The organism is Pseudomonas sp. SA233 (assembly GCF_054792385.1).
Genome location: NZ_CP096449.1, coordinates 5,397,609 through 5,423,022, shown reverse-complemented (window position 1 = coordinate 5,423,022; position 25,414 = coordinate 5,397,609). Strand labels below are relative to the sequence as shown.

At 63.9% G+C, this 25,414-nt stretch carries 27 protein-coding genes; 10 read left to right on the top strand and 17 right to left on the bottom strand.

The annotated features are described in order from the left end of the window. Window positions 1-12: 12 nt before the first annotated feature. Together M1D87_RS24835 and M1D87_RS24830 are read right to left on the bottom strand one after the other, a co-directional pair. On the bottom strand, window positions 13-498 hold the full coding sequence (locus tag M1D87_RS24835) for a hypothetical protein (RefSeq protein WP_025340983.1): 486 nt from the start codon (window positions 496-498) through the stop codon (window positions 13-15). A gap of 10 nt (window positions 499-508) precedes the next feature. Continuing rightward, window positions 509-1,939 carry a coniferyl aldehyde dehydrogenase gene (locus tag M1D87_RS24830; protein ID WP_123085548.1) on the bottom strand — a complete coding sequence of 477 codons (1,431 nt, stop codon included), beginning with the start codon at window positions 1,937-1,939 and terminating at the stop codon, window positions 509-511. A 151-nt stretch (window positions 1,940-2,090) separates the two neighbouring features. Between M1D87_RS24830 and M1D87_RS24825 the strand changes: the two genes are divergently transcribed. Together M1D87_RS24825 and M1D87_RS24820 are read left to right on the top strand one after the other, a co-directional pair. Further along, window positions 2,091-2,756, top strand: coding sequence for a TetR/AcrR family transcriptional regulator (locus M1D87_RS24825; RefSeq protein WP_025340981.1), 666 nt, complete (start codon window positions 2,091-2,093; stop codon window positions 2,754-2,756). Window positions 2,757-2,803: 47 nt separating this feature from the next. Continuing rightward, entirely contained in the window at window positions 2,804-3,658 is an 855-nt protein-coding gene (locus M1D87_RS24820) for a sulfurtransferase (protein ID WP_013974638.1), read from the top strand. Between the two features lie 140 nt (window positions 3,659-3,798). Here the strand turns inward: M1D87_RS24820 and M1D87_RS24815 are convergent, their stop codons facing one another. From M1D87_RS24815 to M1D87_RS24790, 6 genes are all read right to left on the bottom strand, one after another. Continuing rightward, entirely contained in the window at window positions 3,799-4,791 is a 993-nt protein-coding gene (locus tag M1D87_RS24815; RefSeq protein ID WP_123085549.1) for a hydrolase, read from the bottom strand. A gap of 59 nt (window positions 4,792-4,850) precedes the next feature. Then, complete coding sequence (locus M1D87_RS24810) at window positions 4,851-6,251, bottom strand: M16 family metallopeptidase (RefSeq protein ID WP_123085550.1); 1,401 nt, start codon at window positions 6,249-6,251, stop codon at window positions 4,851-4,853. Beyond that, window positions 6,248-7,594: a M16 family metallopeptidase gene (locus tag M1D87_RS24805; protein ID WP_123085551.1), complete on the bottom strand. Its 1,347-nt coding sequence runs from the start codon at window positions 7,592-7,594 to the stop codon at window positions 6,248-6,250. The genes M1D87_RS24810 and M1D87_RS24805 overlap by 4 nt, the downstream gene beginning before the upstream one ends. 71 nt (window positions 7,595-7,665) lie before the next feature. Continuing rightward, entirely contained in the window at window positions 7,666-8,268 is a 603-nt protein-coding gene (rsmD, locus tag M1D87_RS24800) for a 16S rRNA (guanine(966)-N(2))-methyltransferase RsmD (RefSeq protein WP_123085552.1), read from the bottom strand. After that, on the bottom strand, window positions 8,268-9,758 hold the full coding sequence (locus M1D87_RS24795) for a M16 family metallopeptidase (protein ID WP_123085553.1): 1,491 nt from the start codon (window positions 9,756-9,758) through the stop codon (window positions 8,268-8,270). Before M1D87_RS24795 ends, rsmD begins: the two co-directional genes overlap by 1 nt. Further along, window positions 9,751-11,106 carry a M16 family metallopeptidase gene (locus tag M1D87_RS24790; RefSeq protein WP_039612540.1) on the bottom strand — a complete coding sequence of 452 codons (1,356 nt, stop codon included), beginning with the start codon at window positions 11,104-11,106 and terminating at the stop codon, window positions 9,751-9,753. Before M1D87_RS24790 ends, M1D87_RS24795 begins: the two co-directional genes overlap by 8 nt. Window positions 11,107-11,336: 230 nt before the next feature. Between M1D87_RS24790 and ftsY the strand changes: the two genes are divergently transcribed. From ftsY to rpoH, 4 genes are all read left to right on the top strand, one after another. After that, window positions 11,337-12,863 (top strand): signal recognition particle-docking protein FtsY, encoded by a 1,527-nt coding sequence (ftsY, locus tag M1D87_RS24785; RefSeq protein ID WP_123085554.1) that lies wholly within the window; start codon window positions 11,337-11,339, stop codon window positions 12,861-12,863. 2 nt (window positions 12,864-12,865) lie between these two features. Further along, window positions 12,866-13,537 (top strand): cell division ATP-binding protein FtsE, encoded by a 672-nt coding sequence (gene ftsE / locus M1D87_RS24780; RefSeq protein ID WP_013974630.1) that lies wholly within the window; start codon window positions 12,866-12,868, stop codon window positions 13,535-13,537. After that, on the top strand, window positions 13,534-14,556 hold the full coding sequence (gene ftsX, locus M1D87_RS24775) for a permease-like cell division protein FtsX (protein WP_013974629.1): 1,023 nt from the start codon (window positions 13,534-13,536) through the stop codon (window positions 14,554-14,556). Before ftsE ends, ftsX begins: the two co-directional genes overlap by 4 nt. A gap of 111 nt (window positions 14,557-14,667) precedes the next feature. After that, window positions 14,668-15,522, top strand: coding sequence for an RNA polymerase sigma factor RpoH (gene rpoH, locus M1D87_RS24770; protein ID WP_003249083.1), 855 nt, complete (start codon window positions 14,668-14,670; stop codon window positions 15,520-15,522). 182 nt (window positions 15,523-15,704) lie between these two features. On the opposite strand, the gene mtgA is transcribed toward rpoH, so the two are convergent. Beyond that, entirely contained in the window at window positions 15,705-16,415 is a 711-nt protein-coding gene (gene mtgA / locus M1D87_RS24765) for a monofunctional biosynthetic peptidoglycan transglycosylase (RefSeq protein WP_039612537.1), read from the bottom strand. 64 nt (window positions 16,416-16,479) lie between these two features. Between mtgA and M1D87_RS24760 the strand changes: the two genes are divergently transcribed. The 4 genes from M1D87_RS24760 to trmB all read left to right on the top strand — a co-directional run bounded on the left by M1D87_RS24760 (window position 16,480) and on the right by trmB (window position 18,735). Next, window positions 16,480-16,851 (top strand): DUF423 domain-containing protein, encoded by a 372-nt coding sequence (locus M1D87_RS24760; protein WP_013974627.1) that lies wholly within the window; start codon window positions 16,480-16,482, stop codon window positions 16,849-16,851. Between the two features lie 103 nt (window positions 16,852-16,954). Beyond that, the gene (gene thiS / locus M1D87_RS24755) at window positions 16,955-17,155 is read left to right on the top strand and encodes a sulfur carrier protein ThiS (RefSeq protein WP_003257817.1); all 201 of its coding nucleotides are present in this window, start codon (window positions 16,955-16,957) and stop codon (window positions 17,153-17,155) included. Window positions 17,156-17,208: 53 nt separating this feature from the next. After that, a complete protein-coding gene (locus M1D87_RS24750) occupies window positions 17,209-18,003 on the top strand; it encodes a thiazole synthase (protein ID WP_013974625.1) in 795 nt (264 codons plus the stop codon). A 9-nt stretch (window positions 18,004-18,012) separates the two neighbouring features. Next, entirely contained in the window at window positions 18,013-18,735 is a 723-nt protein-coding gene (trmB, locus tag M1D87_RS24745; protein ID WP_013974624.1) for a tRNA (guanosine(46)-N7)-methyltransferase TrmB, read from the top strand. Window positions 18,736-19,532: 797 nt separating this feature from the next. Here trmB and M1D87_RS24740 read toward each other — a convergent pair. The 8 genes from M1D87_RS24740 to proC form a co-directional block, all read right to left on the bottom strand. Continuing rightward, a complete protein-coding gene (locus M1D87_RS24740) occupies window positions 19,533-19,859 on the bottom strand; it encodes a DUF3392 domain-containing protein (protein ID WP_003257821.1) in 327 nt (108 codons plus the stop codon). A 9-nt stretch (window positions 19,860-19,868) separates the two neighbouring features. Beyond that, the gene (gene hemW / locus M1D87_RS24735) at window positions 19,869-21,044 is read right to left on the bottom strand and encodes a radical SAM family heme chaperone HemW (protein WP_039612535.1); all 1,176 of its coding nucleotides are present in this window, start codon (window positions 21,042-21,044) and stop codon (window positions 19,869-19,871) included. After that, window positions 21,041-21,637: an RdgB/HAM1 family non-canonical purine NTP pyrophosphatase gene (rdgB, locus tag M1D87_RS24730; RefSeq protein ID WP_003257822.1), complete on the bottom strand. Its 597-nt coding sequence runs from the start codon at window positions 21,635-21,637 to the stop codon at window positions 21,041-21,043. The genes hemW and rdgB overlap by 4 nt, the downstream gene beginning before the upstream one ends. Continuing rightward, window positions 21,634-22,068 (bottom strand): DUF4426 domain-containing protein, encoded by a 435-nt coding sequence (locus tag M1D87_RS24725; protein ID WP_003257823.1) that lies wholly within the window; start codon window positions 22,066-22,068, stop codon window positions 21,634-21,636. The genes rdgB and M1D87_RS24725 overlap by 4 nt, the downstream gene beginning before the upstream one ends. 22 nt (window positions 22,069-22,090) lie before the next feature. Then, window positions 22,091-22,711 (bottom strand): methionine biosynthesis protein MetW, encoded by a 621-nt coding sequence (gene metW / locus M1D87_RS24720; RefSeq protein WP_039612534.1) that lies wholly within the window; start codon window positions 22,709-22,711, stop codon window positions 22,091-22,093. 7 nt (window positions 22,712-22,718) lie between these two features. Beyond that, window positions 22,719-23,858, bottom strand: a complete 1,140-nt coding sequence (gene metX, locus M1D87_RS24715) for a homoserine O-succinyltransferase MetX (protein WP_013974620.1) — start codon at window positions 23,856-23,858, stop codon at window positions 22,719-22,721. A 99-nt stretch (window positions 23,859-23,957) separates the two neighbouring features. Further along, window positions 23,958-24,548, bottom strand: a complete 591-nt coding sequence (locus tag M1D87_RS24710; protein ID WP_123085555.1) for a YggT family protein — start codon at window positions 24,546-24,548, stop codon at window positions 23,958-23,960. A 10-nt stretch (window positions 24,549-24,558) separates the two neighbouring features. Next, complete coding sequence (proC, locus tag M1D87_RS24705) at window positions 24,559-25,377, bottom strand: pyrroline-5-carboxylate reductase (protein ID WP_039612533.1); 819 nt, start codon at window positions 25,375-25,377, stop codon at window positions 24,559-24,561. Window positions 25,378-25,414 lie beyond the last annotated feature (37 nt).

Genomic DNA, 25,414 nt, shown 5'->3' with positions numbered 1-25,414 from the left:
CTCTTGTTGTTTTCAGATTTTCGGTGGCCCGGGGTAGCCGCAGGCGGCCCAGGATTCGGGGCGTTCGTACCAGGCCATCTGCAGCAACTGCAGCAGCGAGGCGTGGCCCATGCGCAGCAGGTTCAGCGAGCTGTCCTGCCAACGTTGCAGGAAGGCCGTGACCTGCGCGGCGCTGGCTTGCTCCCAGGCGCCCCAGACACCGGTCAGGGGGCCGCGGGTGAGCGGCAGGTTGAGCACGTCGAACAACTGCCGGGTGAGTTTGAGCATTTCCGGCGACAGCGCCGCCAGCTTGTGGTCGAGGCTATGCAGCACCAGTGTCTCGGCGGCCTGGGTGCCGGCCAGTACCACCGGGATCAGCGCGCGCAGCAGCGGCAGGTCGTCGTCGCGCAATACCTGGTAACCCGTTGCGGCTGTCTGTGCGCTGCAGCCGACCAGGCTGGTACCGGCCAGAAAGACGCTGGCGCCAAGGCTGAAGCGCAGCAGTTCGCGGCGGTGCATGGGCCGGCCCTCAGCGGATGAAAAGCTTGAAGACCAAGCGCTGCAAGGCTTTGCCATAAGGCGGGTAGATCAGCCGGGCAGCGTTGAAGCGTTGCTTGGCCAGCACCGCCTTGGCCTTGCTGAAGGTCAGGAAGCCGTCGTGGCCATGGTAATGGCCCATGCCTGAAGGGCCGATGCCGCCGAACGGCAAATCATCCTGGGCCACGTGCAGCAGGGTGTCGTTCAGGCACACTCCGCCGGAGTGGGTGTGGCGCAACACCTGCTCCTGTGCGGCGCGGTCATAGCCGAAGTAGTACAGCGCCAGCGGGCGCGGGCGCTGGTTGATGTAGGCCAGTGCCTGTTCGAGGCTGTCGTAGGGCACCAGCGGCAGCAGCGGGCCGAAGATTTCGTCCTGCATCACCTGCATGCCGTCGTTCACCCCCAGCAGCAGGTGGGGTGGCAGGCGCCGGCCCTGGCGGGCTTCACCGGGGTACAGGTCGAGTACCTGCGCACCTTTGGCGTGGGCATCGTCCAGTAGATGCTGCAAGCGCTGCAGCTGGCGCTGGTTGATGATGGCGGTGTAGTCGGGGTTGTCGGCGATGCGCGGGTACAGCCGGCGTACCGCACGCTGGTAGGCGTCGCTGAAGGCCTCCAGGCGCTCGCGTGGCACCAGCACGTAATCAGGGGCGACGCAGGTCTGGCCGGCGTTGAGGGTCTTGCCGAAGGCGATGCGCTCGGCGGCGCTGTCCAGCGGTACGTCGGCCGAGACTATGGCTGGTGACTTGCCGCCCAGCTCCAGGGTGACGGGGGTCAGGTTGTGCGCCGCAGCCAGCATTACCTGGCGCCCCACGCTGGTGGCGCCGGTGAACAACAGGTGATCGAATGGCAGGCGGGCAAAGGCCTGGCCTACCTCGACCTCGCCGAGCACCACGCTGACCAGATCGGTGGGGAACACCTGCTCCAGCAGTTGCTTGAGCGCCTGGCCAGTGGCAGGCGTGGCTTCGCTGAGCTTGAGCATGACCCGGTTGCCGGCGGCCAGGGCACAGGTCAGCGGGCCGATGGCAAGGAACAGCGGGTAGTTCCACGGCACGATGATGCCGACCACGCCCAGGGGTTGGTAGCGCACCTGCGCGCTGGCCGGCTGGAAGGCCAGGCCGACCTTGCGCCGGCTGGCGCGCATCCAGCGCTGCAGGTGCTTTTCGGCGTGGCGCAGGCCTTGCACCGAGGGCAGCAGCTCGGCCAGCAGGGTCTCGTCGGCGCTGCGCCCCTCAAAGTCCTGGCCGATTGCCTCGATCAGTTCGGCCTGGCCGGCCAGCAAGGCTTCCCGCAGGCTTTTCAGCCATTGGCGCCGCTGCGCCGCCGCTGGCAAGGGGTTGCCGGCAAATGCATGGCGCTGGGTGGCGAACGTCGCCGCAAGGTCGAGGTCGGATTGCACAGGGGGCAAGGCACTGGGCGAGTTCATGGCGGCGTCGAGTCCGGGCAGGGAATCCCTAGAGCCTATACTCTAATTTGTACGATGGTGCGAATTTTTCCGCGTTGTCGAGCGGTGCATTCCATTGCCAATACGCCGTAAGATGACCCTTTGATGAAGGCCCGCAGACTGGGAGCTGAGCATGGCCCCGCGCATGAAGACCCGAGAGCGCATCGTGCAGAACAGCCTCGAGCTGTTCAACCAGCAGGGCGAACGCAGCGTCAGTACCAACCACATTGCCGCGCACATGGAAATTTCGCCCGGCAACCTGTATTACCACTTCCCCAACAAGCAGGCGATCATCGCTTTGCTGTTCAGCCAGTACGAAGAACTGGTGGACAGCTTCCTGCGCCCGCCGCAAGGCCGCGCGGCGACCGTGGAGGACAAGCGCTTCTACCTCAAGGCCCTGCTGGCGGCGATGTGGAACTACCGTTTTCTGCACCGCGATCTGGAGCACCTGCTGGACAGCGACCCGGAACTGGCCGCCCGTTATCGGCGCTTTTCCGAGCGCTGCCTGCGCCAGGGCCAGGCGATCTACCGCGGCTTCGTCGAGGCGGGCATCCTGGCCATGGCACCAGCGCAGATCGAATCGCTGACCATCAACGCCTGGATCGTGTTGACGTCCTGGGTACGTTTTCTCAGCACCACGCGGGAGCATTCCGCGCACCTGGGTGAAGAAGCCTTCAAACGCGGCGTCTACCAGGTACTGGTGCTGGAGCTCGGCTTCGTCACCGACAACGCCCGCAATGCCGTGGACGCCCTGTGCCAGGAATTCCATGTACCGTTCAACCAGGCCCTGGAGCACTAACCCAGGGCCTCAGTGCTATCGATAGTGCCATCGATCAGGAGATTGTCATGCCCCTTGCGCAATTGATCACCCCGCAGCAGTTGGCCGAGCGTCTGGGCTCGCCCAAGTTGGTGATCCTCGACTGCCGCTTTGCCCTCGAGGATGTGGACTATGGCCAACGCAGCTATGCCCAGGGGCATATTGCCGGGGCGCATTTTGCCGACCTGGAGCGTGACCTCAGCGGGCCGGTGAGCAAGGGGCGCACCGGGCGCCACCCGTTGCCGGATGCGCGCCGGCTGGTCGAGCGCCTGCGTGAGTGGGGCCTGGACGATGACAGCGAGGTGGTGCTGTACGACGACGGCCCTGGCGCTTTTGCTGCCCGTGCCTGGTGGCTGCTGGCCTGGCTGGGCAAGCGCAGTGGTGTAGCGATCCTCGACGGTGGCCTGAAGGCCTGGCATGCGGCGCACCTGCCGCTCAGCCTGGACCCGCCGCTCAAGCGGGAAGGCACCTTCAACGGTGAGCCGGACGGCAAGCTGCTGATTGATGCCGAGCACCTGGCCAAGCGTCTGGGTAACCCAGACCTGACCTTGATCGATGCGCGTGCCTTGCCGCGCTTCCGTGGCGAAGTGGAACCGATCGACCCGGTTGCGGGACATATTCCGGGGGCGCAGTGCGCGGCGTTTACCGACAACCTTGGGGCTGATGGGCGTTTTCTGCCTTCGGACCAGCTAAAACAGCGCTTTGCTGAAAAGCTCGCCGGGCGTGCACCGGAGCAGTTGGTGGCGTATTGCGGGTCAGGGGTGACGGCGTGTCATAACCTGTTTGCCCTGGCGTTGGCCGGGTACCCGCTGGGCAAGCTGTATGCCGGATCGTGGAGTGAGTGGATCAACGATCCGCAGCATGGCGTAGCCACTGGCGAGTAAGCCGGTCAAATCCTGTAGGATATCGCCCAGGCCCTGTGGGAGCGGGCGAGCCCGCGAAGCATGCAACGCGGTGGCTGGCACCGGCTGCGCCGGTGTTCGCGGGCGCGCCCGCTCCCACAGGGATCCTGCAAAACAATCGCTTATGTGCCTTCCACCAACCACTGTGGAATCCGCCGCTCCAGGTAATACCCCGGGTTACGCAGGCTGCCATCGACAAAGCCAACATGGCCGCCGCGGCTGTGCAGTTCGAAGCGGGTCTGCGGCGCCAGTTCGCGGGCTGTTGGCAGGCTGTGGCCGGAGACGAAAGGGTCATCGCTGGAATGGATGATCAGCGTCGGCGTGCGGTTCTGGCCGAGGAAGAAATGGCTCGATGAGCGGCGGTAGTAGTCGTGCGCATCGCGAAAACCGTTCAGCGGTGCGGTGACCTTGCCGTCGAAATCCCAGAACGTGCGCAGGTTGCCCAACGGCCCCAGTCGTTGCAGCGTCGCCAGCCGCTCATGCTGGCCCTTGTCGTGGAAGTGCCGCTGCTTGAGCTGCACATAAGCCAGCATCTCGCGCATGAAATGCGCCTGGTACACCTTTGAAAAGCCCTGGCCGATGCGGTCGGCGCAGTGGTCCAGGCGAAACGGCACCGACACTGCCACCGCAGCCTGCAACTGGCTGGCGACACCGCTTTCGCCAAGGTATTTCAGCAGCACATTGCCCCCCAGCGAATAACCCACCGCATACAACGGCGCCAACGGGCGCTGGGCGCGCAGGTGGCTGACGATTTCGGCCAGGTCTTCGCTGGCACCGGAATGGTAGCTGCGTGGCAGCAGGTTGGGCTCGCCCGAGCAACCGCGCCAGTTCACCGCCACGCTGGCCCAGCCGCGGCCTTGCAGCGCTTGCTGCAAACCTTTGACGTAGGGCGAGTGGGAGGAGCCGGTCAAACCGTGCAGGACCAGCACCAACGGCGCGTGGGGCTGGTGCGGGCCGTGCCAGTCCAGGTCGATGAAGTCGCCATCGGCCAGCCATAGCCGCTCGCGGTTGCGCTGCAGCTCAGGCAGTTTTCGCCACAATGGCCCCCACAAGGTTTGCAAGTGGGGGTTGGCAAGGCCGAGGGCTGGACGGAACGTTGCGCTGGGGCTAGGCATGTGGGCGACTCATGTTGTGCGTGCCTAGAATGCCATGGAAAAACCCCGATGTACCTGCGCTATTGGTCGTCCTTCATTGTTTCCGGCAGTGGCAGCTGCATTGACTCGGGGCCTACGGTCACCAGCACTTGCGTCGCGTTGCCCAACCACACCTGCCCGGCTTCACGCAGGTTCGCAGGCGTGAGCGACTGCAGCCTGTCAAGAAAAGTGGCAAGGTGATCGCCTGGCAGCCCTTGGTGGCTGTAAGTCGCAAGTGCTCTGGCCAGTTTGGCGCTGTCTGCAAGGTCGTGATGCAGCTTGGCCGCAATTTCGTTCACAGCGATGTCGCATTCTGCCTGGCTGGGGCCTCGTTCGCGCAGGCACGTGACAATCCCCGACACCAGGGCCGCTGCTGCATCGCGGTACTGCGGGGCGATGTCCCAATGAATTTGCAGCAGGCATGCCGCATCCAGCGGGTTGAGGTCGGAGTAGATGGCGTAGGTCAGGCTGCGCAGGGTTCGCAACTCTTGCGTCAGGCGTGATTCATAGCTGGTGCCAAGTATCACGTTGAGTAGCGTCAAGGCCGGAAATAGCGGGCTGCTTGGCGAAGCTTTCGAGGACAGAGTCAACAGCGACCGTGTGGCGCTGCCGGCGGCGGCCAGGTGCTGCACGAGTGGCGGGTGTTCGGGGAGTGGCGGCGGGGCCGCGGCGGCCCACTCCTGCGGCAGGGCACGGGTGAGTTCGTCGATCAGTTGCTCCGCGTCTTCCCGGCTCAGGTCCCCCACCAGGCCAATATCCAGATTGTTCGCCGAGTAAGCCTTCTGGTGGAAGCCCCTGATCTGCTCGACTTTGACGGTACCACTGGCTGTCGTGGTGGCGCTGGCAGCGTACGGATGATCACGGAAAACATGAGCCATCGTGGCGTTGGTAAGCCGTACCAGGGGGTGACTGCCCTGTCTGACCCGGTTGAAAGCGAGCCGCTCCCGGATTTTCGCTACATCAGGCTCCCTGAAAGCAGGGCGTGCAAGCATCTGGGTGAACAGCTGCATCACGCTGGTGCGTATCGTGGGCAAGCTCAGGCAGCGGAGTGTGATGACGGCACTGTCATCGGTGATCCTCCTGCCGAGGATGGCCCCGTACCCGGCTAACTGCTCGGCAAACTGGGCTGCATCGAGTTCACCAGTCCCTTGGTCGAGGCTGTACAGGGTGACTGCGGCCAGGCCCGGGTTCTCCCCGTCAAGCACATTGCCAGCACGAAAACGCAAGGCCAGGTCGAACATCGGGCGTTCATGATCTGCGATGAAGCTGACCTTTGTGCCGCTGGTGGTTTGCCAGCACGTGGCTGCGGCTTGCAAGGGCGGTACCTGGCCAAGCTCTATTTCCTTGGCCGATTGAAGGTTGGCCATGGCCTCCAAGGCGGTGTCGGTGGCTGGGCCGTCGCAAAGCGTCGGTCGGGTGGTTGTCAAATTGTCTGGGCTCATGCTTGTGCTCCCGGCTGAAGGTAGGACGTGGTCAGCCGTTCGCGCCCCAGGTAGGCAACTGCTACCTGTTGCACTGTCGCACTGTCGAGGTTCTGGATAAGAGGGCCGTCTTCGTCAATTACCGAGGCCGGCAAACCGGCTGCGGCTGCGGCGCCCAACTCGCCTGCCTGGGAAGTGAGCGCGTCAAGGTTGAACAGCCGTAGGGCGAGCATGCGTAACTTGGCGCGCTGCAGATCTTCTTCCGGCAAGGCAACACTACGCAGCGCCTGCACATGCTCGTAAATAGCTTGGGCAGCGTCCTCCGGTGTGGTGTGGCTGGTGTTCACATAGGCTGAGATCGTCAACAGCGTGTCGCCACGTACCAAGGGCTCGTAGGACACCCGTACGCCTGTAAGCAGGCGCTTGTCCCGTACCAGGTCGCTGTACAGCCTGGAGCTGAAGCCTACGCCAAGCAGGTCGCAAAGCAGGCTCAGGGCAAGCGATGTGCTGGCGTCGGGGGCTGTTGCTCGGCCTGGAACATTGAAGGACATGAACAGCCCCTCGCGTAGCCCTGGCAGGCTCACGGTGTGGCTGCGGGCCTTCAGTCGAGCGTCATGGCGTGGGACAGGTCTGGCGGCGAGGGGTGTTTTCGGCACGCCGGCGAAGTAACGTGCCACCTGCTGCCGGAGCGTTGGCAGGTCAACACTACCGACTACCACAAGCGTTGCGTTGTTTGGCTGGTACCAGGTCCTGTACCAAGTTCGCAGCGCTGCCAGGTCGATGCCATGCAGGTCTGCCGGATCACCGAAGCTCGGGCCTGCATAGGCGCTGTCGCCATGTGCCAGGGCGTTATGCTGATCGTACGCTTGCTGGTCAGGCTGGACGTCCAGCTTGAGCCGGCGCTCATCTTCTACCGCCTTTATCTCCCTATCCATTTCAGCTTTTCCGAAGGAAGCGGTGCTCATGGCATCGGCCATGATCTCCAGCGCTATGGTCAGGCGGCTGGCCGGTAGCGAGATTTCATAAGAGGTGGCATCCAGGTGGGTGGTGGCATTAGCGCTGCCGCCTAAGCGTGCAATCACCCGGCTGTATTGGTCGGCGGGGATTTTGCTGCTGCCTGCGAAAATCAGGTGCTCCAGAAGGTGTGACAGGTTGGTGTGGCCGGCAGGCTCATGGCTTGAGCCTATGTGATACCAAAGCTGGACCGCGGCCAGAGAGGTCTTGTGGTTTTCTCGCAAGTAGACGGACAGGCCGTTTTCCAGCGTGAAGTGCTGCAATGCCGAGGTAGTGGGGCAGGCCAGGGCGGCAAGCCCCGCAGAGACCTGGCCCAGGTCGGGTGGTGACGCAGGTGATGGTAAGGTCATCGCTGAAGTGCTCTGGTTGGTGTAAACCCGAACAGCTTCAGCGACAAGGGTGCTGCACCTGCTTTACATAATTAGCCCCGCTGCCAGAGTGCGTAATGCACCTGGCCGGTCTTTTTCTCGCGATGCAGGCGCCAGTTACCTGGCAGTTGCAAGGTCGACGGTGCAGCCTCGCTTTCTGTGTAGACCCACGCCTGCTCGCGCAGCCACTGGTTCTGTTCCAGCAGTTTGCAGGTGTCGGCCAGCAGGTCCTGGTGGAACGGTGGGTCAAGGAACACCACATCGAACTGCTGCTTGGCTGGGCCTTGCAGATAACGCAGGGCGTCGGTCTGCAGGATCTGTCCGCGCGGGCAGCGCAGTATCTCGAGGTTGTTCTTCAGGTTGGCGATGGCCGCCGGGTTGCTGTCCAGCGCGACCGCGTCCTCGGCCCCGCGGGACAGGGCTTCGAGCACCAGGGCACCGCTGCCGGTGAAGGCGTCCAGTACGCGGGCACCCTCGATATAGGGGGCCAGCCAGTTGAACAGGGTTTCCCGCACTCTGTCAGGCGTTGGCCGCAGGCCTTCGCCGTCCGGCACCGCCAGACGTCGGCTGCGCCACTCGCCGGCGATGATGCGCAGGTGGCCCTGGCCCTTGCTGTGGCCCGGTTGTGGGCGGGCGGTAGGGGTGGATCTTGGCATTAGTGCTCCGGTACCCCGAGCGGCTGCTCGGAGGGCTTGTCAGTAGGGGCTGGCAGCGGTTTTTGCGGCACTTTCGGGCCAGCGGTGACGATCACCAGTTTATCGGCTGACAGGTGTTTGTTCATGGCCGTCCTTACCTGCTCGACGGTGAGGGCCTGGGACTGCTGCATGAAGTCCTCCAGCCAGGTCAGCGGCAGGTTGTAGAAGCCAATGGCACCCAGTTGGCCGACGATGCTGGCGTTGCTGGCATTGGACAGCGGGAAGCTGCCGGCCAGTTCGCGCTTGGCATCGTCCAGTTCTTGCTGGGTGGGACCGGTCTTGAGGTAGTCGGCGAGAATGTCCTGCACCAGCTTGAGCGTGCCTTCGCTGAGTTCGGCGCGGGTCTGCAGGTTGATCATGAACGGGCCGCGTACTTGCATCGGGCTGAACACCGAGTACACGCCGTAGGTCAGACCGCGCTTTTCACGTACCTCGCTCATCAGCCGGGTGCCGAATGCACCGCCGCCGAGGATCTGGTTGCCCAATGACAGGGCCGGCCAGTCCGGGTCCTGGCGGTCGATGCCGAGTTCGGCCAGCATCAGGTGGGTCTGCTTGGACGGGAAGTCGATGTGGGTCAGGCCTGCCTTGGCTTCGCCAGGTTGGGCAGGTGCGGCCAGCGCGGGGCCTTTGGGCAGACCGGCTGACACTTGGGCGGCGATGGCTTCGGCCTCGGCGCGGCTGAGGTCGCCGACCAGGGCGATGACCGCGTTGCCGCTGGTGTAGGCCTTGGCGTGGAAGGCGCGCAGCTGTGCCAGGGTGATGCCGCTGATGCTTTCGGCAGTGCCGTCGCTCGGGTGGGCGTAGGGGTGGTCGCCGTAGAGCTTGGCGAACAGGGCCTTGCCAGCGACCTTGCCAGGGTTCTGCTTTTCATACTCGAAGCCGGCCAGCATCTGGTTCTTGATGCGCTTGAGGGCGTCTTCAGGGAAGGTCGGCTTGCCAGTCACTTCGGTGAACAGCTTGAGCGCCGGTTCACGCTTGTCCTTGGCGCTGAGGCTGCGCAGCGAAGCCACGGCCATATCGCGGTAGGAGCCGTTGCCAAAGTCGGCACCCAGCCCCTCGAAGCCTTCGGCGATGGCAGTCACATCCTTGCCGGCCACGCCTTCGTTGAGCATGGCGTTGGTCAGGGCGGCCAGGCCTGGCGTGCCGCCATCCTGGCTGCTGCCGGCGGCGAAGGTGATGCGCAGGTCGAACATCGGCAGTTCGCGGGCCTCGACGAACAGCACGCGGGCGCCTTCTGCAGTGTTCCAGTGCTGTATGTTCAACTGGCGCCGGCTGGGCGCCTTGCCATCCAGTTCGGCCAGTGACTGCAAGGTATTGGCCGGGCGTGCCGCGTTGCTGTCGGCTTTGGCGGCATTGTCAGCCATGGCCGGGGCGGCCAGCACCGCCGCCAGCGCCAGGGCGCGGATGCCCGTGGTCAGCAGGGTTGGGCGTGGTACGCGGCGATTACTCATGAGCGGACTCCTCGGGCAGTACATGGGCAACGCTCAGGCGTTCGCGGGTGAAGTAGGTACGCGCGGCGTTCTGGATATCCTGCGGAGTAACGCGCTTGAGCTCATCCAGCTCGCTGTCGATCAGCTTCCACGACAGGCCGACGGTTTCCAGCTGGCCGATGGTAGTGGCCTGGCTGCTGATGGAGTCGCGGTCGTAGACCAGGCCGGCAATGACCTGGGCGCGTACGCGCTCCAGCTCTTCGGCGCTGGGCGGGGTGGTCTTGAGCTCATCAAGCAGCTGCCAGATGCCTTTCTCGACATCGGCGAGGGTTTTTTGCTTCTGCACGTTCGGCGTGGCCGAGATCAGGAACAGGCTGTCGCCGCGGGTGAAGGCGTTGTAGCTGGACGAAGCGCCGGCCACCAGTTCCTGGCCGCGTTCCAGGCGTGCCGGCATGCGGGCGCTGTAGCCGCCGTCGAGCAATGCCGAGATCAGGCGCAGGGCATGCACCGTACGCGGATCCTTGGCGGTGGGCAGGCCAGGTACGTTGAAACCGTAGATCAGGCTCGGCAACTGGGTGCGCACGTGCAGGGTCAGCTGGCGCTGGCCTGGTTGGGCCAGCTCGAGCGGCAACTTGGCCGGTGGCACGGCGCGTTTGGGGATGCTGCCGAAGTACTTCTGCGCCAGGCCCTTGACCTCATCGACGGTGACATCGCCGACCACCACCAGGGTGGCGTTGTTGGGGGCGTACCAGGATTCGTACCAGTGGCGCAGTTCCTCGACCTTCATGCGCTCCAGGTCGGCCATCCAGCCGATGGTCGGGGTATGGTAGCCACTGGCCGGGTAGGCCATGGCGCGGAACAGCTCGAACGCCTTGGAGTTGGGCTGGTCGTCGGTGCGCAGGCGGCGTTCTTCCTTGATCACCTCGATTTCGCGGCTGAATTCGTCAGCGGGCAGGCGCAGGCTGGCCAGGCGGTCGGCCTCCAGCTCCAGGGCCACCGGCAGGCGGTCGCGGGCCAGCACCTGGTAATAGGCGGTGTAGTCGTCGCTGGTGAAGGCGTTTTCTTCGGCGCCTATGTCACGCAGGATGCGCGAGGCCTCGCCGGGGCCGACCTTGGCGCTGCCCTTGAACATCATGTGTTCCAGCGCATGGGACAGGCCGGTCTGGCCAGGGGTTTCGTAGCTGGAGCCAACCTTGTACCAGATCTGCGAGACTACCACCGGGGCGCGGTGGTCCTCGCGCACGACTACTTTCAGGCCGTTGTCGAGGATGAATTCGTGGGTGGGTTGCACATCGGCGGCGAAGGCCGCGAGCGGCAGGCAGAGCGTGCCGAGCAACAGGCCAGCGGCGCGGCGGGCTAGAGCATTCATACGGTGTTTAACCTGTTCGGCGGCCCGCTGGTTTAGCGTCGGCGGGCCAGGAGGTGCTAGGATACTGATCCGGTTGCCTGGCGACCATGCCTGTCGCCGTTCTGGCCCGCAGGACACTAAGACAAAACGTTGCGCATGAACCAGCCGGCTTCAAGATAGTCTGTTCTGCGTAGAGAGAATTCCCGATGCGCCATAGCTGGCCCATCGCTACCCTGAGATAGCCGTCTTCCATGTTTGGTTCCAACGACGACAAAAAAGCGCCAGCCGAGGCTGGTGAGAAGAAAGGCCTGTTCAGCTGGTTTCGCAAGAAGCCGCAGCAACCTGTGGCAACGGGCGTGCCCGCGAATGAACCCCCAGCCGTCGAGCAGCCTGCAGCCGCTCCGGTCGAAGGGGCTACCGCCGAAGCGCCACAGGCCCCTGAACCCGTTCAGGCCCCTGCGGCCCCACAGCTGACAGAACCGCAGCAGGTCGCCGCACCCGTCCAATCCCCGGTGGTCGAGGCCCCTGTCCCCGAACCGGTTGCTTCCCAACCGTTGCAGGCCCCTGAACCCGAGCCGGTCGCTTCACAGCCGCTGGTGGCACCTGCACCGCAGCCGGTCGCGTCGATGCCCTTGCAGGCGGCCCCGATCGAGCCAGCCCCTGTCGAGGCGGCCCCGGTAGTAGAACCGGCCGCGCCGGTCAGCAACCTGGTGCTGCCGGTTGCTGAAGAGCCCGTGGCTCTGGTGCCGGATCTGGAGCCGAAAGCGCCGCCCGCCATCCCGGAACGCCCTGCACCAGAGCCTGCTGCCCCTGTGGCTGCAGCCCCGGTCGCCGTGCAGGCCGAGCAGGCCAAGCCCGGTTTCTTCGCCCGCCTCAAGCAGGGCCTGTCGAAGACCAGCGCCAGTATCGGCGAGGGCATGGCCAGCCTGTTCCTGGGCAAGAAGGTCATCGATGACGACCTGCTCGACGAAATCGAAACCCGCCTGCTGACCGCCGACGTTGGTGTGGAAGCCACTTCCACCATCGTCCAGAACCTGACCCAGAAGGTTGCCCGCAAGCAGCTGGCTGATGCCGATGCCCTGTACAAGTCGCTGCAGGAAGAACTGGCTGCGCTGCTGCGCCCGGTCGAGCAGCCGCTGGTGGTGCAGGCGCAGAGCAAGCCCTATGTGATTCTGGTGGTCGGTGTGAACGGCGCCGGCAAGACCACCACCATCGGCAAACTGGCCAAGAAGCTGCAGCTCGAAGGCAAGAAAGTGATGCTGGCTGCTGGCGACACCTTCCGTGCTGCTGCGGTCGAGCAACTGCAGGTGTGGGGCGAGCGTAACCAGATCCCGGTGATCGCCCAGCACACCGGCGCCGACTCTGCTTCGGTGATCTTCGATGCCGTACAGGCCGCCAAGGCTCGTGGCGTCGACGTGCTGATCGCCGACACCGCTGGCCGCCTGCACACCAAAGACAACCTGATGGAAGAGCTGAAGAAAGTCCGCCGGGTCATCGGCAAGCTCGACGCCGAAGCGCCACACGAGGTGCTGCTGGTGCTCGATGCCGGCACCGGCCAGAACGCCATCAGCCAGGCCAAGTACTTCAACCAGAGCGTCGAACTGACCGGCCTGGCCCTGACCAAGCTGGACGGCACTGCCAAGGGCGGGGTGATCTTCGCCCTGGCCAAGCAGTTCAAGCTGCCGATCCGCTTCATCGGTGTCGGTGAAGGCATCGACGACCTGCGTACCTTCGAAGCCGAGCCGTTCGTCAAGGCTCTGTTCGCCGAGCGAGACTGAACATGATCCGATTCGAACAGGTTGCCAAGCGCTATCCCAATGGTCATGTGGGTTTGCATGAGCTGAGTTTCCGGGCGCGCCGGGGCGAATTCCTGTTCGTCACCGGCCACTCGGGCGCGGGCAAGAGCACCTTGCTGCGCCTGCTGCTGGCCATGGAGCGCCCGACCAGCGGCAAGCTGATGCTGGCCGGGCAGGACCTGGGCCAGATCAGCAACTCGCAGATCCCGTTCCTGCGTCGGCAGATCGGCGTGGTGTTCCAGAACCACCAGCTGTTGTTCGACCGCACGGTGTTCAACAACATCGCCTTGCCGCTGCAGATTCTCGGCCTGTCCAAGGCCGAGGTCGCCAAGCGCGTGGACTCGGCGCTGGAGCGAGTGTCGCTGGCCGACAAGGGCGAGCTGTTCCCGGCCGACCTGTCCACCGGGCAGCAGCAACGGGTGGGCATCGCCCGTGCCATCGTTCACCAGCCAGCCCTGCTGCTGGCCGACGAACCCACCGGTAACCTCGACCCGCGCCTGGCCGCGGAGATCATGGGGGTGTTCGAGGACATCAACCGCCTGGGTACCACGGTATTGATCGCCAGCCACGACCTGGCACTGATTGCGCGCATGCGTCACCGCATGCTGACCTTGCAGCGCGGCCGCTTGATCGGCGATGGGGAGGCCGGGCAATGAGCACTACACGTACGCCGAAGGTTTCCGAGCGGGTTGCGCCGAAACCGGCCGACCCGCAACCGGCGAAGAAAAAGCACGACGACGATGACGGCCCGGATTTCCGCACGCTGCTGCATGCCTGGCTGGAAAGCCACCGTGCCAGCATGGCCGACAGCCTGCGCCGGCTGGGCAAGCAGCCGATCGGCAGCTTCTTCACCTGCCTGGTGATGGCGGTGGCGCTGAGCATGCCCATGGGCCTGTCATTGCTGCTGAAGAACGTCGAGAAGCTTGGCGGCTCGTGGCAGCGCGCCGCACAGATCTCGCTATACCTCAAGCTCGATGCCGGTAGCCGCGAAGGCGAGGCGCTGCGCGACGAGATCAAGGGCATGCCCGGCGTGGCCGACGCTCAGTATGTCAGCCGCGAGCAGGCGCTGGAGGAGTTCCAGCAACAGTCCGGCCTGGGCGAAGCTCTGCGTGAACTGCCTGACAACCCGCTGCCCGGCGTAGTGGTGGTGACCCCGACCGAAGTCGACAAGCCGGCCCTGGAAGCCTTGCGTCAGCGCCTGTCGGAGCTGCCGCGGGTGGAAGTGGCGCAACTCGACCTGGTATGGGTCGAGCGCCTGGCGGCCATCCTCAAACTGGGTGACCGCTTCGTCTTCGGCCTGGCCGTGATGCTGATTTCTGCCCTGCTGTTAGTAATCGGTAACACAATTCGTCTACATATTGAAAACCGCCGTACCGAGATCGAAGTGATCAAGCTGGTCGGTGGTACAGACGCCTACGTACGCCGGCCTTTCCTTTACATGGGCGCACTGTATGGCCTGGGTGCAGGGGTGATTGCTTGGGGTATCCTGGCGTTTGGCCTGAACTGGCTGAACGAGGCGGTGGTAGGGCTTTCCGGGCTGTACGGCAGCGACTTCGCCCTGGGTGGGGTGCCGGCGTCCGATGGTCTGTCGCTCTTGATCGGAGCGGTGCTGTTGGGGTATATCGGTGCATGGATCGCAGTGGCCCGCCATCTGAACGAGCTGGCGCCGCGATAGTTTTTACGTGCCAGCATTGACAAATTATTCACCATGGAACTTGTACCGTCGTTCCAGGTCAATGTTGGCAGCGCCCACAAGGCGCGAGTTCTGTAAGTCGGAGGTTCTTGAATGACCACATCGTTGCAACCTGCCTATGCCCTGGTACCTGGTGCAAACCTGGAAGCCTACGTGCACACGGTCAACAGCATCCCGCTGCTGACTGTCGAGCAGGAGCGTGATCTGGGCGAGCGTCTCTATTATGAGCAGGATGTCGAGGCCGCTCGTCAAATGGTGATGGCCCACCTGCGTTTCGTCGTACATATCGCCCGTAGCTATGCCGGCTACGGGCTGGCCCAGGCCGACCTGATCCAGGAAGGCAACGTCGGCCTGATGAAAGCCGTCAAGCGCTTCAACCCGGAAATGGGCGTGCGCCTGGTGTCGTTCGCCGTGCACTGGATCAAGGCAGAGATCCACGAGTTCATCCTGCGCAATTGGCGCATCGTCAAGGTGGCCACCACCAAGGCCCAGCGCAAGCTGTTCTTCAACCTGCGCAGCCAGAAGAAGCGTCTGGCCTGGCTGAACAACGACGAAGTGCACCGCGTGGCGGAAAGCCTGGGCGTGGAGCCGCGTGAAGTGCGCGAGATGGAAAGCCGCCTCAGCGGCCAGGACATGGCATTCGACCCGGCAGCGGAAGCTGACGACGACAGTGCCTTCCAGTCGCCTGCGCATTACCTGGAAGATCACCGTTACGACCCGGCAGTGCAGCTGGAGGATGCCGACTGGAGCGACAACTCCACCAGCAACCTGCACGAAGCATTGCAAGGGCTGGACGAGCGTAGCCGCGACATTCTCTACCAGCGCTGGTTGGCGGAAGAGAAGGCCACGTTGCATGAGCTGGCGGACAAGTACAGCGTTTCGGCTGAGCGGATTCGCCAGCTGGAGAAGAATGCGATGAACAAGGTCAAGGCGCTGATCGCGGCCTGATCGAGCCCTGACAGCAAGGAAAAGCCGCTGGCCCGCATAGGGTTAGCGGCTTTTTTTTGGCCGGGGGATTTTGGGGCCGCTTTGCGGCCCTTTCGCGACACAAGGCCGCTCCTACAAGAGACTGCGATCCCCTGTAGGAGCGGCCTTGTGTCGCGATGGGCTGAGCAGCAGCCCCAAAAGGCTCAAAGTTTGCGCGAAGTGTCGAGCTGCATCAGGTAGCTGGGCCCACCCAACTGGCTCATCTGCCGGCGTATCCAGCCGGCCCGGCTGGCCACATAGGCGCTCGGCCGGCTGGCGCTCCACTTGATCGGGCTCGGCAGCACCGCCGCCAGCTGCGCCGCCTGCTGGCGGCTAAGCCGGTTGGCATCGACGCCAAAGTGGTAGCGCGCTGCCGCCTGGGCGCCAAACACACCTTTGCCCCATTCGGCACTGTTCAGGTAAACCTCGAGAATCCGCTCCTTCGACCAGAACAGCTCGATCAACGCTGTGAACCAGGCCTCCAGGCCTTTGCGGAACCAGCTGCGCCCGGACCACAGGAACAGGTTCTTGGCCACCTGCTGGGTCAGGGTGCTGGCACCGCGAATGCTGCCGCCGCGCTCGTTGTAGGCCAGCGCTGCCTGGATGGCCGGGATGTCGAAGCCCCAGTGGTTGGCGAACTTCTGGTCCTCGCCGGCAATGACCGCGACCTTGAGGTCGTCGGAGATGTTCTCCCACGGCTCCCAGTCGCGCTGCAGGTCGATCGGCTCGCCATTCACCCAGGACTGCACCTTGCGCTCCACCATCAACGCCGTACCGGGTGGTGGGACCCAGCGGAACACCAGTACCAGCACGATGCTGCCGGCAGCGAACCAGAGCAGGGCGCGAGAGAGGCGGCGGAGAAGGGTTGGCAGCATGGCGATGGCTTGGCCGTACGGGTGGAAGGGGCCATTATACAGACCCGATCCAAGGAGTCGTCCCATGCTTCGCAGCTTCCTGATGCTTGCCGCCTTTTTCGGCTTCACCGGTGTCGCCCTGGGCGCTTTCGCCGCCCACGGCCTGAAAAGCCGGCTGACGGCCGACTACCTGGCGATCTTCCAGACTGGTGTGACCTACCAGTTGGTACATACCTTGGCCATCTTCGCTGTTGCCGTGCTTTCGGTGCACCTGCCAGGGCGCCTGGTCGGCTGGGCTGGCGGCCTGTTTGCCCTGGGGATAGTGCTGTTCTCCGGTAGCCTGTACCTGCTGACCCTCAGCGGCCTGGGCAAGCTCGGCATCATCACCCCGCTTGGTGGCCTGTGCTTCCTGGCCGGCTGGCTGTGCCTGGGCCTGGCAGCCTGGCGGCTCGGTTGACCGGGTGGTCCACAATCGCGACTAATGGCGTGCAGCGCCCTTGGGTTGCAGGGCGGTTCAGCGCTAGAATGCGGGCCCCCAAAGAACAATGGTGGCCGTGCGCATGCGCATTCAACTGAACGGTGAACCTTACGAATTGCCCGCTGGCGAAAGTGTCGCGGCCCTGCTGGCCCGCCTGGAGCTGACCGGGCGCCGCGTCGCGGTGGAACTGAACCTGGATATCGTGCCGCGTAGTCAGCACGACAGTACGCTGTTGAACGACGGCGATCAGGTCGAAGTGGTCCACGCCATCGGTGGCGGCTGATTCTGGCCGGCGATTCACCTGCAAGCCCAGCAACCTTTTCCCGAGGAACAACCATGAGCAACGTTCGTAGCGACAAGCCCTTCACCCTGGCCGGGCGTACTTTCCAGTCGCGCCTGCTGGTCGGTACCGGCAAGTACCGTGACATGGAAGAAACCCGCCTGGCCATCGAAGCCTCGGGTGCCGAGATCGTCACCGTAGCCGTGCGCCGCACCAACATTGGCCAGAACCCGGGCGAGCCGAACCTGCTCGATGTGCTGCCACCGGACCGCTACACCATCCTGCCGAACACTGCTGGCTGCTACGACGCGGTCGAAGCCGTGCGCACCTGCCGCCTGGCCCGCGAACTGCTGGATGGCCACAACCTGGTCAAGCTGGAAGTACTGGCCGACCAGAAAACCCTGTTCCCCAATGTGATCGAAACCCTCAAGGCCGCCGAAGTGTTGGTCAAAGACGGTTTCGATGTGATGGTCTACACCAGCGATGATCCGATCATCGCCCGCCAGTTGGCCGAAGCCGGTTGCATTGCGGTCATGCCGCTGGCTGGCCTGATCGGTACCGGCCTGGGTATCTGCAACCCCTACAACCTGCAGATCATCCTGGAAGAGTCCAAGGTGCCGGTGCTGGTGGATGCTGGTGTGGGTACTGCGTCCGACGCCACCATCGCCATGGAAATGGGCTGCGAAGCTGTGCTGATGAACTCGGCCATCGCCCACGCCCAGCAGCCGGTGCTGATGGCCGAGGCCATGAAGCACGCCATCGTCGCCGGTCGCATGGCCTACCTGGCCGGCCGTATGCCGAAGAAACTCTATGCCAGCGCCTCTTCGCCGCTGGATGGTCTGATCAAGTAAGAGCCCCTGATGACTGAATCGCACGATACGCCGATCACCCCCGACGGCGAAGCCCGCCCGCACCGCCGCATCAAGAGTTTCGTGATGCGCGCCGGGCGCATGACCGAAGGCCAGCAACGTGGCCTGGAGCAGGGCGGCCCGCTGTACATCCTGCCGCTGGCCGACAGCCCGGTGGACTACGACCAGGTGTTCGGCCGCTCGGCGCCGCGCACCCTGGAGATCGGCTTCGGCATGGGCCATTCCCTGCTGGAAATGGCTGCTGCCGCGCCTGAACAGGACTTCATCGGTGTGGAAGTACACCGCCCGGGTGTTGGTGCGCTGCTCAACGGCGTGTTGACCCAGGGCCTGAAGAACCTGCGAGTATATGACTGCGATGCCATCGAAGTGCTGAACCGCTGCGTGGCGGACAACAGCCTCGACCGCCTGATGCTGTTCTTCCCCGACCCATGGCACAAGGCGCGCCACCACAAGCGCCGCATCGTCCAGCTGGAGTTCGCCGAACTGGTACGGCGCAAGCTCAAGCCCGGTGGCGTGTTCCACATGGCCACCGACTGGGAACCGTATGCGGAGTACATGCTGGAAGTGATGAGCGCTGCCCCGGGCTATCGCAACCGTGCGGCTGACGGTACCTACGTGCCACGCCCGGAAGAGCGCCCGATCACCAAGTTCGAGCGCCGCGGCGAGCGGCTGGGGCATGGGGTTTGGGATTTGAAGTTCGAGAAGGTGGATTGACCGGCTGATACGGCCTTTCGATTTGCCGATGCCTGCAGAAATGCAGGCGAAAAAAAACCGCCATTGAAAGGGCGGTTTTTTATGTGAGCAACAGGACTGAGTATCCTTCGCTCTGAGGTTTCACAGAAAACCCTCACACAGTTGGCTGATCATAGGCAGCGTAGCGGGGGAACGTCAATGCTCAGAAATATCCGGCATCACGTGTGTCGGAGCGGTTAACAGTCTTGGGTGAGCATTCCAAGTATCATCGCGCTGCTCCTGTGTGGATGAAATCAGTGATGGGCCGGGTAGGAGAAGAATTCTGCTTTCCGGCCCCTTCGACACGGCCTGAGAACCGTGCCGGTGCACCTCTCGAAGGGCCATTGACCTGGCCACTTCACAGAAGACTCTCACACAGTTTTTGAAGGCATCGAAGTACCGGTTAGATGCTGGAAGATTGGCCCGCCAACACGGAGGCCAAGGCATATGAAGCGTTTGCTTGATGCGCTGAGCCGCGTTTGGACGTTCATCCGGATCTTGACTGTGCTCAAGACCGTTCGGGACTTCATGCGCGATCACTTCGATGATGCCCAGTAAGGGCTAGTCAGGTGGTAGGGCTGCCCTGGTTCTCCGGGGCAGCTTTTACAACCCATCTCTGTACTCGCCAGATTACGCGGTCATTGTAGGAGCGGCCTTGTGTCGCGATGGACCGCGTAGCGGCCCCAGGATGTCAGCGGTGAGGCAGCAATTGCTGGGGCCGCTTTGCGGCCCATCGCGACTCAAGGCCGCTCCTGCAAGGTTCAGTGCAAGGCCGTGGCTCAGCCCCGTCGATCCGCCACCACCCCGATCAGCACCAGTACCACCAGCAGCACCGGCGCCAGCGCGTAGTTGTTGAACTGGCTAAGCCCTTTCACCACCCAAGGCGTGGCATAGATCAGCGCCGCACCGCTGCCGATCATCACCAGCAAGGCCATGAACGGTACGCGCAGGGCGCCCGCCAGGCCGCCCAGGCGTTGTTCCACCCAGCCCTTGATATCGGTGCCGAACAGCACCAGCAGGCAGCCTACCAAGGCCAGTGAAATCTCCGACAGGTTGCTGCGGCTCCAGCGAGAAACCGTCGCGAGCAGATCAAGTACCAGATCCATGGGTCATCCTTAGGTCAAGAAATACTGCAGCAGGTCATTGAGGAACAACTGGCCCCTCGGCGTGGCCACCAGCCGATCCGGTTCGACCTGCAAAAGGCCCTTTTGTTCGGCAGCGCGGCGTGCCTCGCGCAATTGTGCCAGCGGCAAACCGGTGCGTTGGGTGAACAGTTCGGCTTCCACCCCATCGGTCAGGCGCAGGGCGTTCATCAGGAACTCGAACGGCAGCTCGTCGACTGGCAGCAGCTTTTCGCCGGCCTTGAACGGCTTGGCCAGGTTCAGGTAGTCCTTGGGCAGGCGGGTCTTCCAGGTGCGCAGGATGCGCCCATCGGCGAAGGTCAGCTTGCCGTGGGCACCAGCGCCGATGCCGATGAAGTCGCCAAAGCGCCAGTAGTTGAGGTTGTGCCGGGCAGCGCGCCCCGCTTGGGCATAGGCCGAGACTTCGTACTGGCGGAAGCCGTGTTCGGCCATCAGTGCCTGGCCGGCCTCCTGGATATCCCAGAGGATGTCGTCCTCGGGCAGCTCGGGTGGCTGGTTCCAGAACACCGTGTTCGGCTCCACGGTCAGCTGGTACCACGACAGGTGCGTCGGCCCCAGGTCGATGGCCTGGCGCAGGTCGCCCAGCGCGTCCTCGAGCGACTGGTCGGGCAGGCCGTGCATCAGGTCCATGTTGAAGTTGTCGAAGCCGGCGGCGCGTGCCATGCCGGCGGCGCGGACCGCTTCATCGCCATTGTGGATACGCCCCAGCGCCTGCAGTTTGGCTGGCTGGAAGCTCTGCACACCGATGGACAGACGATTGATACCGGTTTGCCGGTAGGCCTTGAACTTGTCCTGCTCGAACGTGCCCGGGTTGGCCTCCAGGGTAATTTCGATGTCCGGCGCAAACGGGATACGTTGTTCCACGCCACGCAGCAGCCGGCCAAGGGCGTCGGCACTGAACAGGCTGGGGGTACCGCCGCCGAAGAAGATCGAGCTGATCGGCCGGCCTTGCACGGCAGCCAGCTCCTGGTCGAGGTCGGTCAGCAGGGCGGCGACGTAGGCATCTTCCGGCAGTTCAGGCCCGGCAGCGTGGGAGTTGAAGTCGCAGTAAGGGCATTTGCGTACGCACCACGGGATGTGGATGTACAGCGCCAGCGGCGGCAGGCTGGTGAAGCCCGCCGCGCCGGGGTTGGACAGCGTTTCGATCATGCCAGGCCCAGACGTTGGCGCAGCAGGGCCATGGCGCGGGCGCGGTGGCTGAGCTGGTTCTTGTCCACAGGGGCCAGGTCGGCGCTGGAGCAGCTGCGCTCCGGTACCCAGAACAGCGGGTCGTAGCCAAAGCCGTGCTCGCCACTGGCCTCGAACATGATGCGCCCGTGCCACAGGCCTTCGCACAGGATCGGCAGCGGGTCGTCGGCATGGCGCACCAGTGCCAGGACGCAGACGAACTGTGCGCCGCGCTCGGCTTCAGGCACGTCTTTCAGTGCTTCGAGCAGCTTGGCATTGTTCGCAGCGTCACCTTTGCCGTCGGCATAGCGCGCCGAGTAGATGCCCGGCGCGCCGCCGAGGAAGTCCACCGCCAGGCCCGAGTCGTCGGCCAGGGCCGGCAGGCCGGAAATGCGTGCGGCGTTGCGCGCCTTGAGGATGGCGTTCTCGACGAACGACAGGCCGGTTTCTTCCGGCTCGACCTGGCTGAACTCACCGATCGAGCGCAGTTGCACGGACGCGCCGAGCATGGCCTGGAGTTCCTTGAGTTTGCCGGCGTTGTGGCTGGCCAATACGAGTTGCTGGAAATTCATCATTCGCCTGGGAAAACGTCCTGATTGAAGCTGAGGGAGTTGCTGATGCCGCCGGTTTCGATATTCAGGTCGAAGGTGACGGTTTCTGGCTGGTCGATCTTGAACTGGGCAATGTAGTACACCGCGCCCTGTTCGGTGATCTGCTTGAACGACAGCGGGCTGCTGCGCCCGGTCAGGTCCTTGACCGTGCCGCTGACCACCGCCATGGCGGGCTTGTTGGCCTTGAGCACGGCAATGTTGAGTACGCCCTGGTTCTTGCTGCGTACCAGGCCGGTGGCTGCGGCCACCTCCGGCGTCAGCATGCTCGAGGTGAACGCGCTGTAGTGCACCGTCACGTCGCCAAACACTTCCTTGCGCTCGGGACGGGCAGCATCGGCAGCCAGTACCGGCAGGGCCAGGCACAGGCTGATCAGGAACAGGGCTAGGCGACGCATGGGGTGATTCCTCCGGTGGGCGTCAGACCGCGAGCTGATGTTCTTGCAGGCCCGGGCTGCTGACACGGTAGATGCCGATCTCACCTAGAAGATTAGGCCAAAGCCGGCCACCCCACCCGTTGCGGTGCAAGTGGTCGACTGCCAGGCGGTCAAGCACCTTGGCGCGGCGCTCGTGGCACAGCTCTTCGAAGTCGGCAAAGGTGCAGAAGTGGATGTTTGGCGTGTTGTACCAGGTGTACGGCATGAAGTCCGAAACCGGCATGCGGCCTTTGGTCGCCAGGTACCAGCGGCAACGCCAGTGGCCGAAGTTGGGGAAGGTGATGATGCACTGGCGGCCCACACGCAGCATCTCGTCGAGGATGCGGTCGGGGTACTCCACGGCCTGCAGGGCCTGGGTCATGATCACCACGTCGAAACTGTTGCTGGCGAAGTTGCCCAGGCCCTTGTCCAGGTCCTGTTCGATGACGTTGACGCCCTTGGCCACACAGGCGGCGATGTTGTCGGCGTCGATCTCCAGGCCATAGCCGGAGACCTGCTTGCGGTCGCGCAGCGAGGCCAGCAGTTCGCCGCTGCCGCAGCCCAGGTCGAGTACCCGGCTGCCGGCGGGGATCCAGTCGTGGATGATTTCCAGATCGGCTCTCATGCTGTCCTCAGATGGCAATGCGGTTCATGTAATTCGAGAAACCCTGCATGTAGCGAGGCGTGGGGATCAGGAAGGCATCGTGCCCGTAAGGCGAGTCGATCTCCAGGTAGCAGACATTCTTGCGTGCGGCCATCAGGGCGTCGACGATCTCGCGCGAACGGGCCGGGGAGAAGCGCCAGTCGGTGGTGAACGACATGATGCAGTAATCCGCCTTGACGTGGGCCAGGGTGGCTGCCAGGTCGCCGCCCTGGGCGGCGGCAGGGTCGAAGTAGTCCAGCGCCTTGGTCATCAGCAGGTAGGTGTTGGCGTCGAAGCGCCCGGAAAACTCCTCGCCCTGGTAGCGCAGGTAGCTCTCGACCTGGAATTCGACGCTGTGGAAGTCGTAGTTGAGCTTGTCGCTCTTCAGCTCGCGGCCGAATTTTTCACCCATCGAGTCATCCGACAGGTAGGTGATGTGGCCGACCATGCGCGCCAGCATCAGGCCACGCTTGGGGATCACGCCCTGGTCCTGGAACGAACCGCCGTGGAATTCGGGGTCGGTGAGGATGGCCTGGCGTGCCACTTCATTGAAAGCGATGTTCTGTGCCGACAGCTTGGGCGCCGAGGCGATGTCGACGCAATGGCGCACACGCTCGGGGTAGCTGATGGTCCACTGCAGCGCCTGCATGCCACCCAGGCTGCCACCGACCACGGCGGCCCACTGCTGGATGCCCAGGCGCTCGGCCAGGCGCACCTGGCTGTGCACCCAGTCTTCCACGGTCAGTACCGGGAAGTCGGCGCCGTAGGGCTTGCCAGTGGCCGGGTTGATGCTGCTGGGGCCGGTGCTGCCGTTGCAGCCGCCCAGGTTGTTCAGGCTGACCACGAAGAAGCGGTTGGTGTCGATCGGCTTGCCAGGGCCGATACAACTGTCCCACCAGCCCGGCTTGCGGTCGGTGGCGGCATGGTAGCCAGCGGCATGGTGGTGGCCGGAGAGGGCATGGCAGATCAGCACGGCGTTGCTCGCGCTGGCGTTCAGGGTGCCATAGGTCTCGTAGACCAGTTCGTAACTGGCCAGGGAGCGGCCGCAGGCCAGGGCCAGCGGTTCATCGAACCGGGCGGTTTGCGGTACTACCAGACCGACGGAATCTTCGGGAAAGACAGTGGACATCGACCCTGCTCACGCTTGACGGAGGCGTAAGTCTAAAGAGCGCTACCCCCAGCGGCAAGCAGAGGCTTGTCGCTGGAAGCAACCAGAGTCAGGTGGGGCTCAGATCATCCGCCACAGCTCTTGTGGCATGCCGGCGTAGACGGCCAGCGGCGGCATGACGAACGACTGGATTACCTGGATCGCGAGGAAGGCGAAGATCGGCGAGATGTCCATGCCGCCCAGGTTGGGCACGATGCGGCGGAACGGTGCCAGCACCGGTTCACTGATCTGGTAGGCCAGCTCAGCCGCCGGGTTGTGGCTGTTGGGAGCAACCCAGGACACGATCACCATGACGATCATCGCGACCCAGAAAATCTTCAGGAACAGCGAGGTGATACCGATGATGGCCCACATCAGCAGGTGCAGGATGTCACCGAAGGTGCCGTAGGTGACCATCAGCACGAAAGCCATCAGCAGCGCCTGGATAACCACCGACAACAGCAGCGACGAGGTATCCAGCCCACCAAAGCTGGGGATGACTCGGCGAATCGGCTTGAGCAGCGGCTGTGTGGCGCGCACGGCGAACTGGCACAGCGGGTTGTAGAAGTTGGCCTTGACCAACTGCAGGACGAAGCGCAGCAGGACGATCACCAGGTACAGGCTGACCAGGGTTTGCACCACGAAGATCGCGGCGCCGGACAGTGCATTCATCTGAAGCTCCTTATTTGCCCAGTTGTTCGGCCAGCTCGGCGGAACGTGTAGCCGCAGCCTGCAGCGCCTGTTCGACAATGGCTTCGAAGCCGCTGGCCTGGAACGACTTGATCGCCGCTTCGGTAGTGCCTGCAGGCGAGGTGACTCGGCGGCGCAGTTCGGCAGCATCGACATCGCTGGCAACCGCCATGCGTGCGGCGCCCAAGGCTGTCTGCAGGGTCAGCTGGGAGGCGGTTTCACGTGGCAGGCCAAGCTTTTCGCCTGCCGCGGTCATGGCTTCGATCAGCAGGAAGAAGTACGCCGGGCCGCTGCCGGAGACTGCCGTCACGGCGTCCAGTTGCTGCTCCTGCTCGAGCCACAGGGCGGTGCCCACGGCCGACAGCAGTTGCTCGGCCTGCTGGCGTTGTTCGCTGGATACTTCCGCGGTGGCGTACAGGCCGCTGACGCCCTGGCGCAGCAGTGCCGGAGTGTTGGGCATGCAGCGCACCACAGGGCGAGCGCCGACCCAGCTTTGCAGGCTGGCGCAGGTGATGCCGGCGGCAATGGAAACGATCAGCTGGCCTTCCTGCAGGTTCGGTTGCAGGGCCTGGCATACGGCTTTCATGACCTGCGGCTTGACCGCCAGCACGATGACGTCGGCGCCATCGATGGCCTGGGCGTTGTTCTCGAAGGTTTCGATGCCGTGCTCGGCCTGGATGCGGCTGCGGGTCTCGGCGCCCGGGTCGCTGGCGCGGATCTGCGAGGCGTCCAGGCCCTGGGCACGCAGACCACCGATCAGGCTGGCGGCCATGTTGCCGGCGCCGATAAAGGCAATACGAGTCTTGCTCATGTCAGGTCCTTGTAGGAAAGAGTGAGTAAAGCATGGA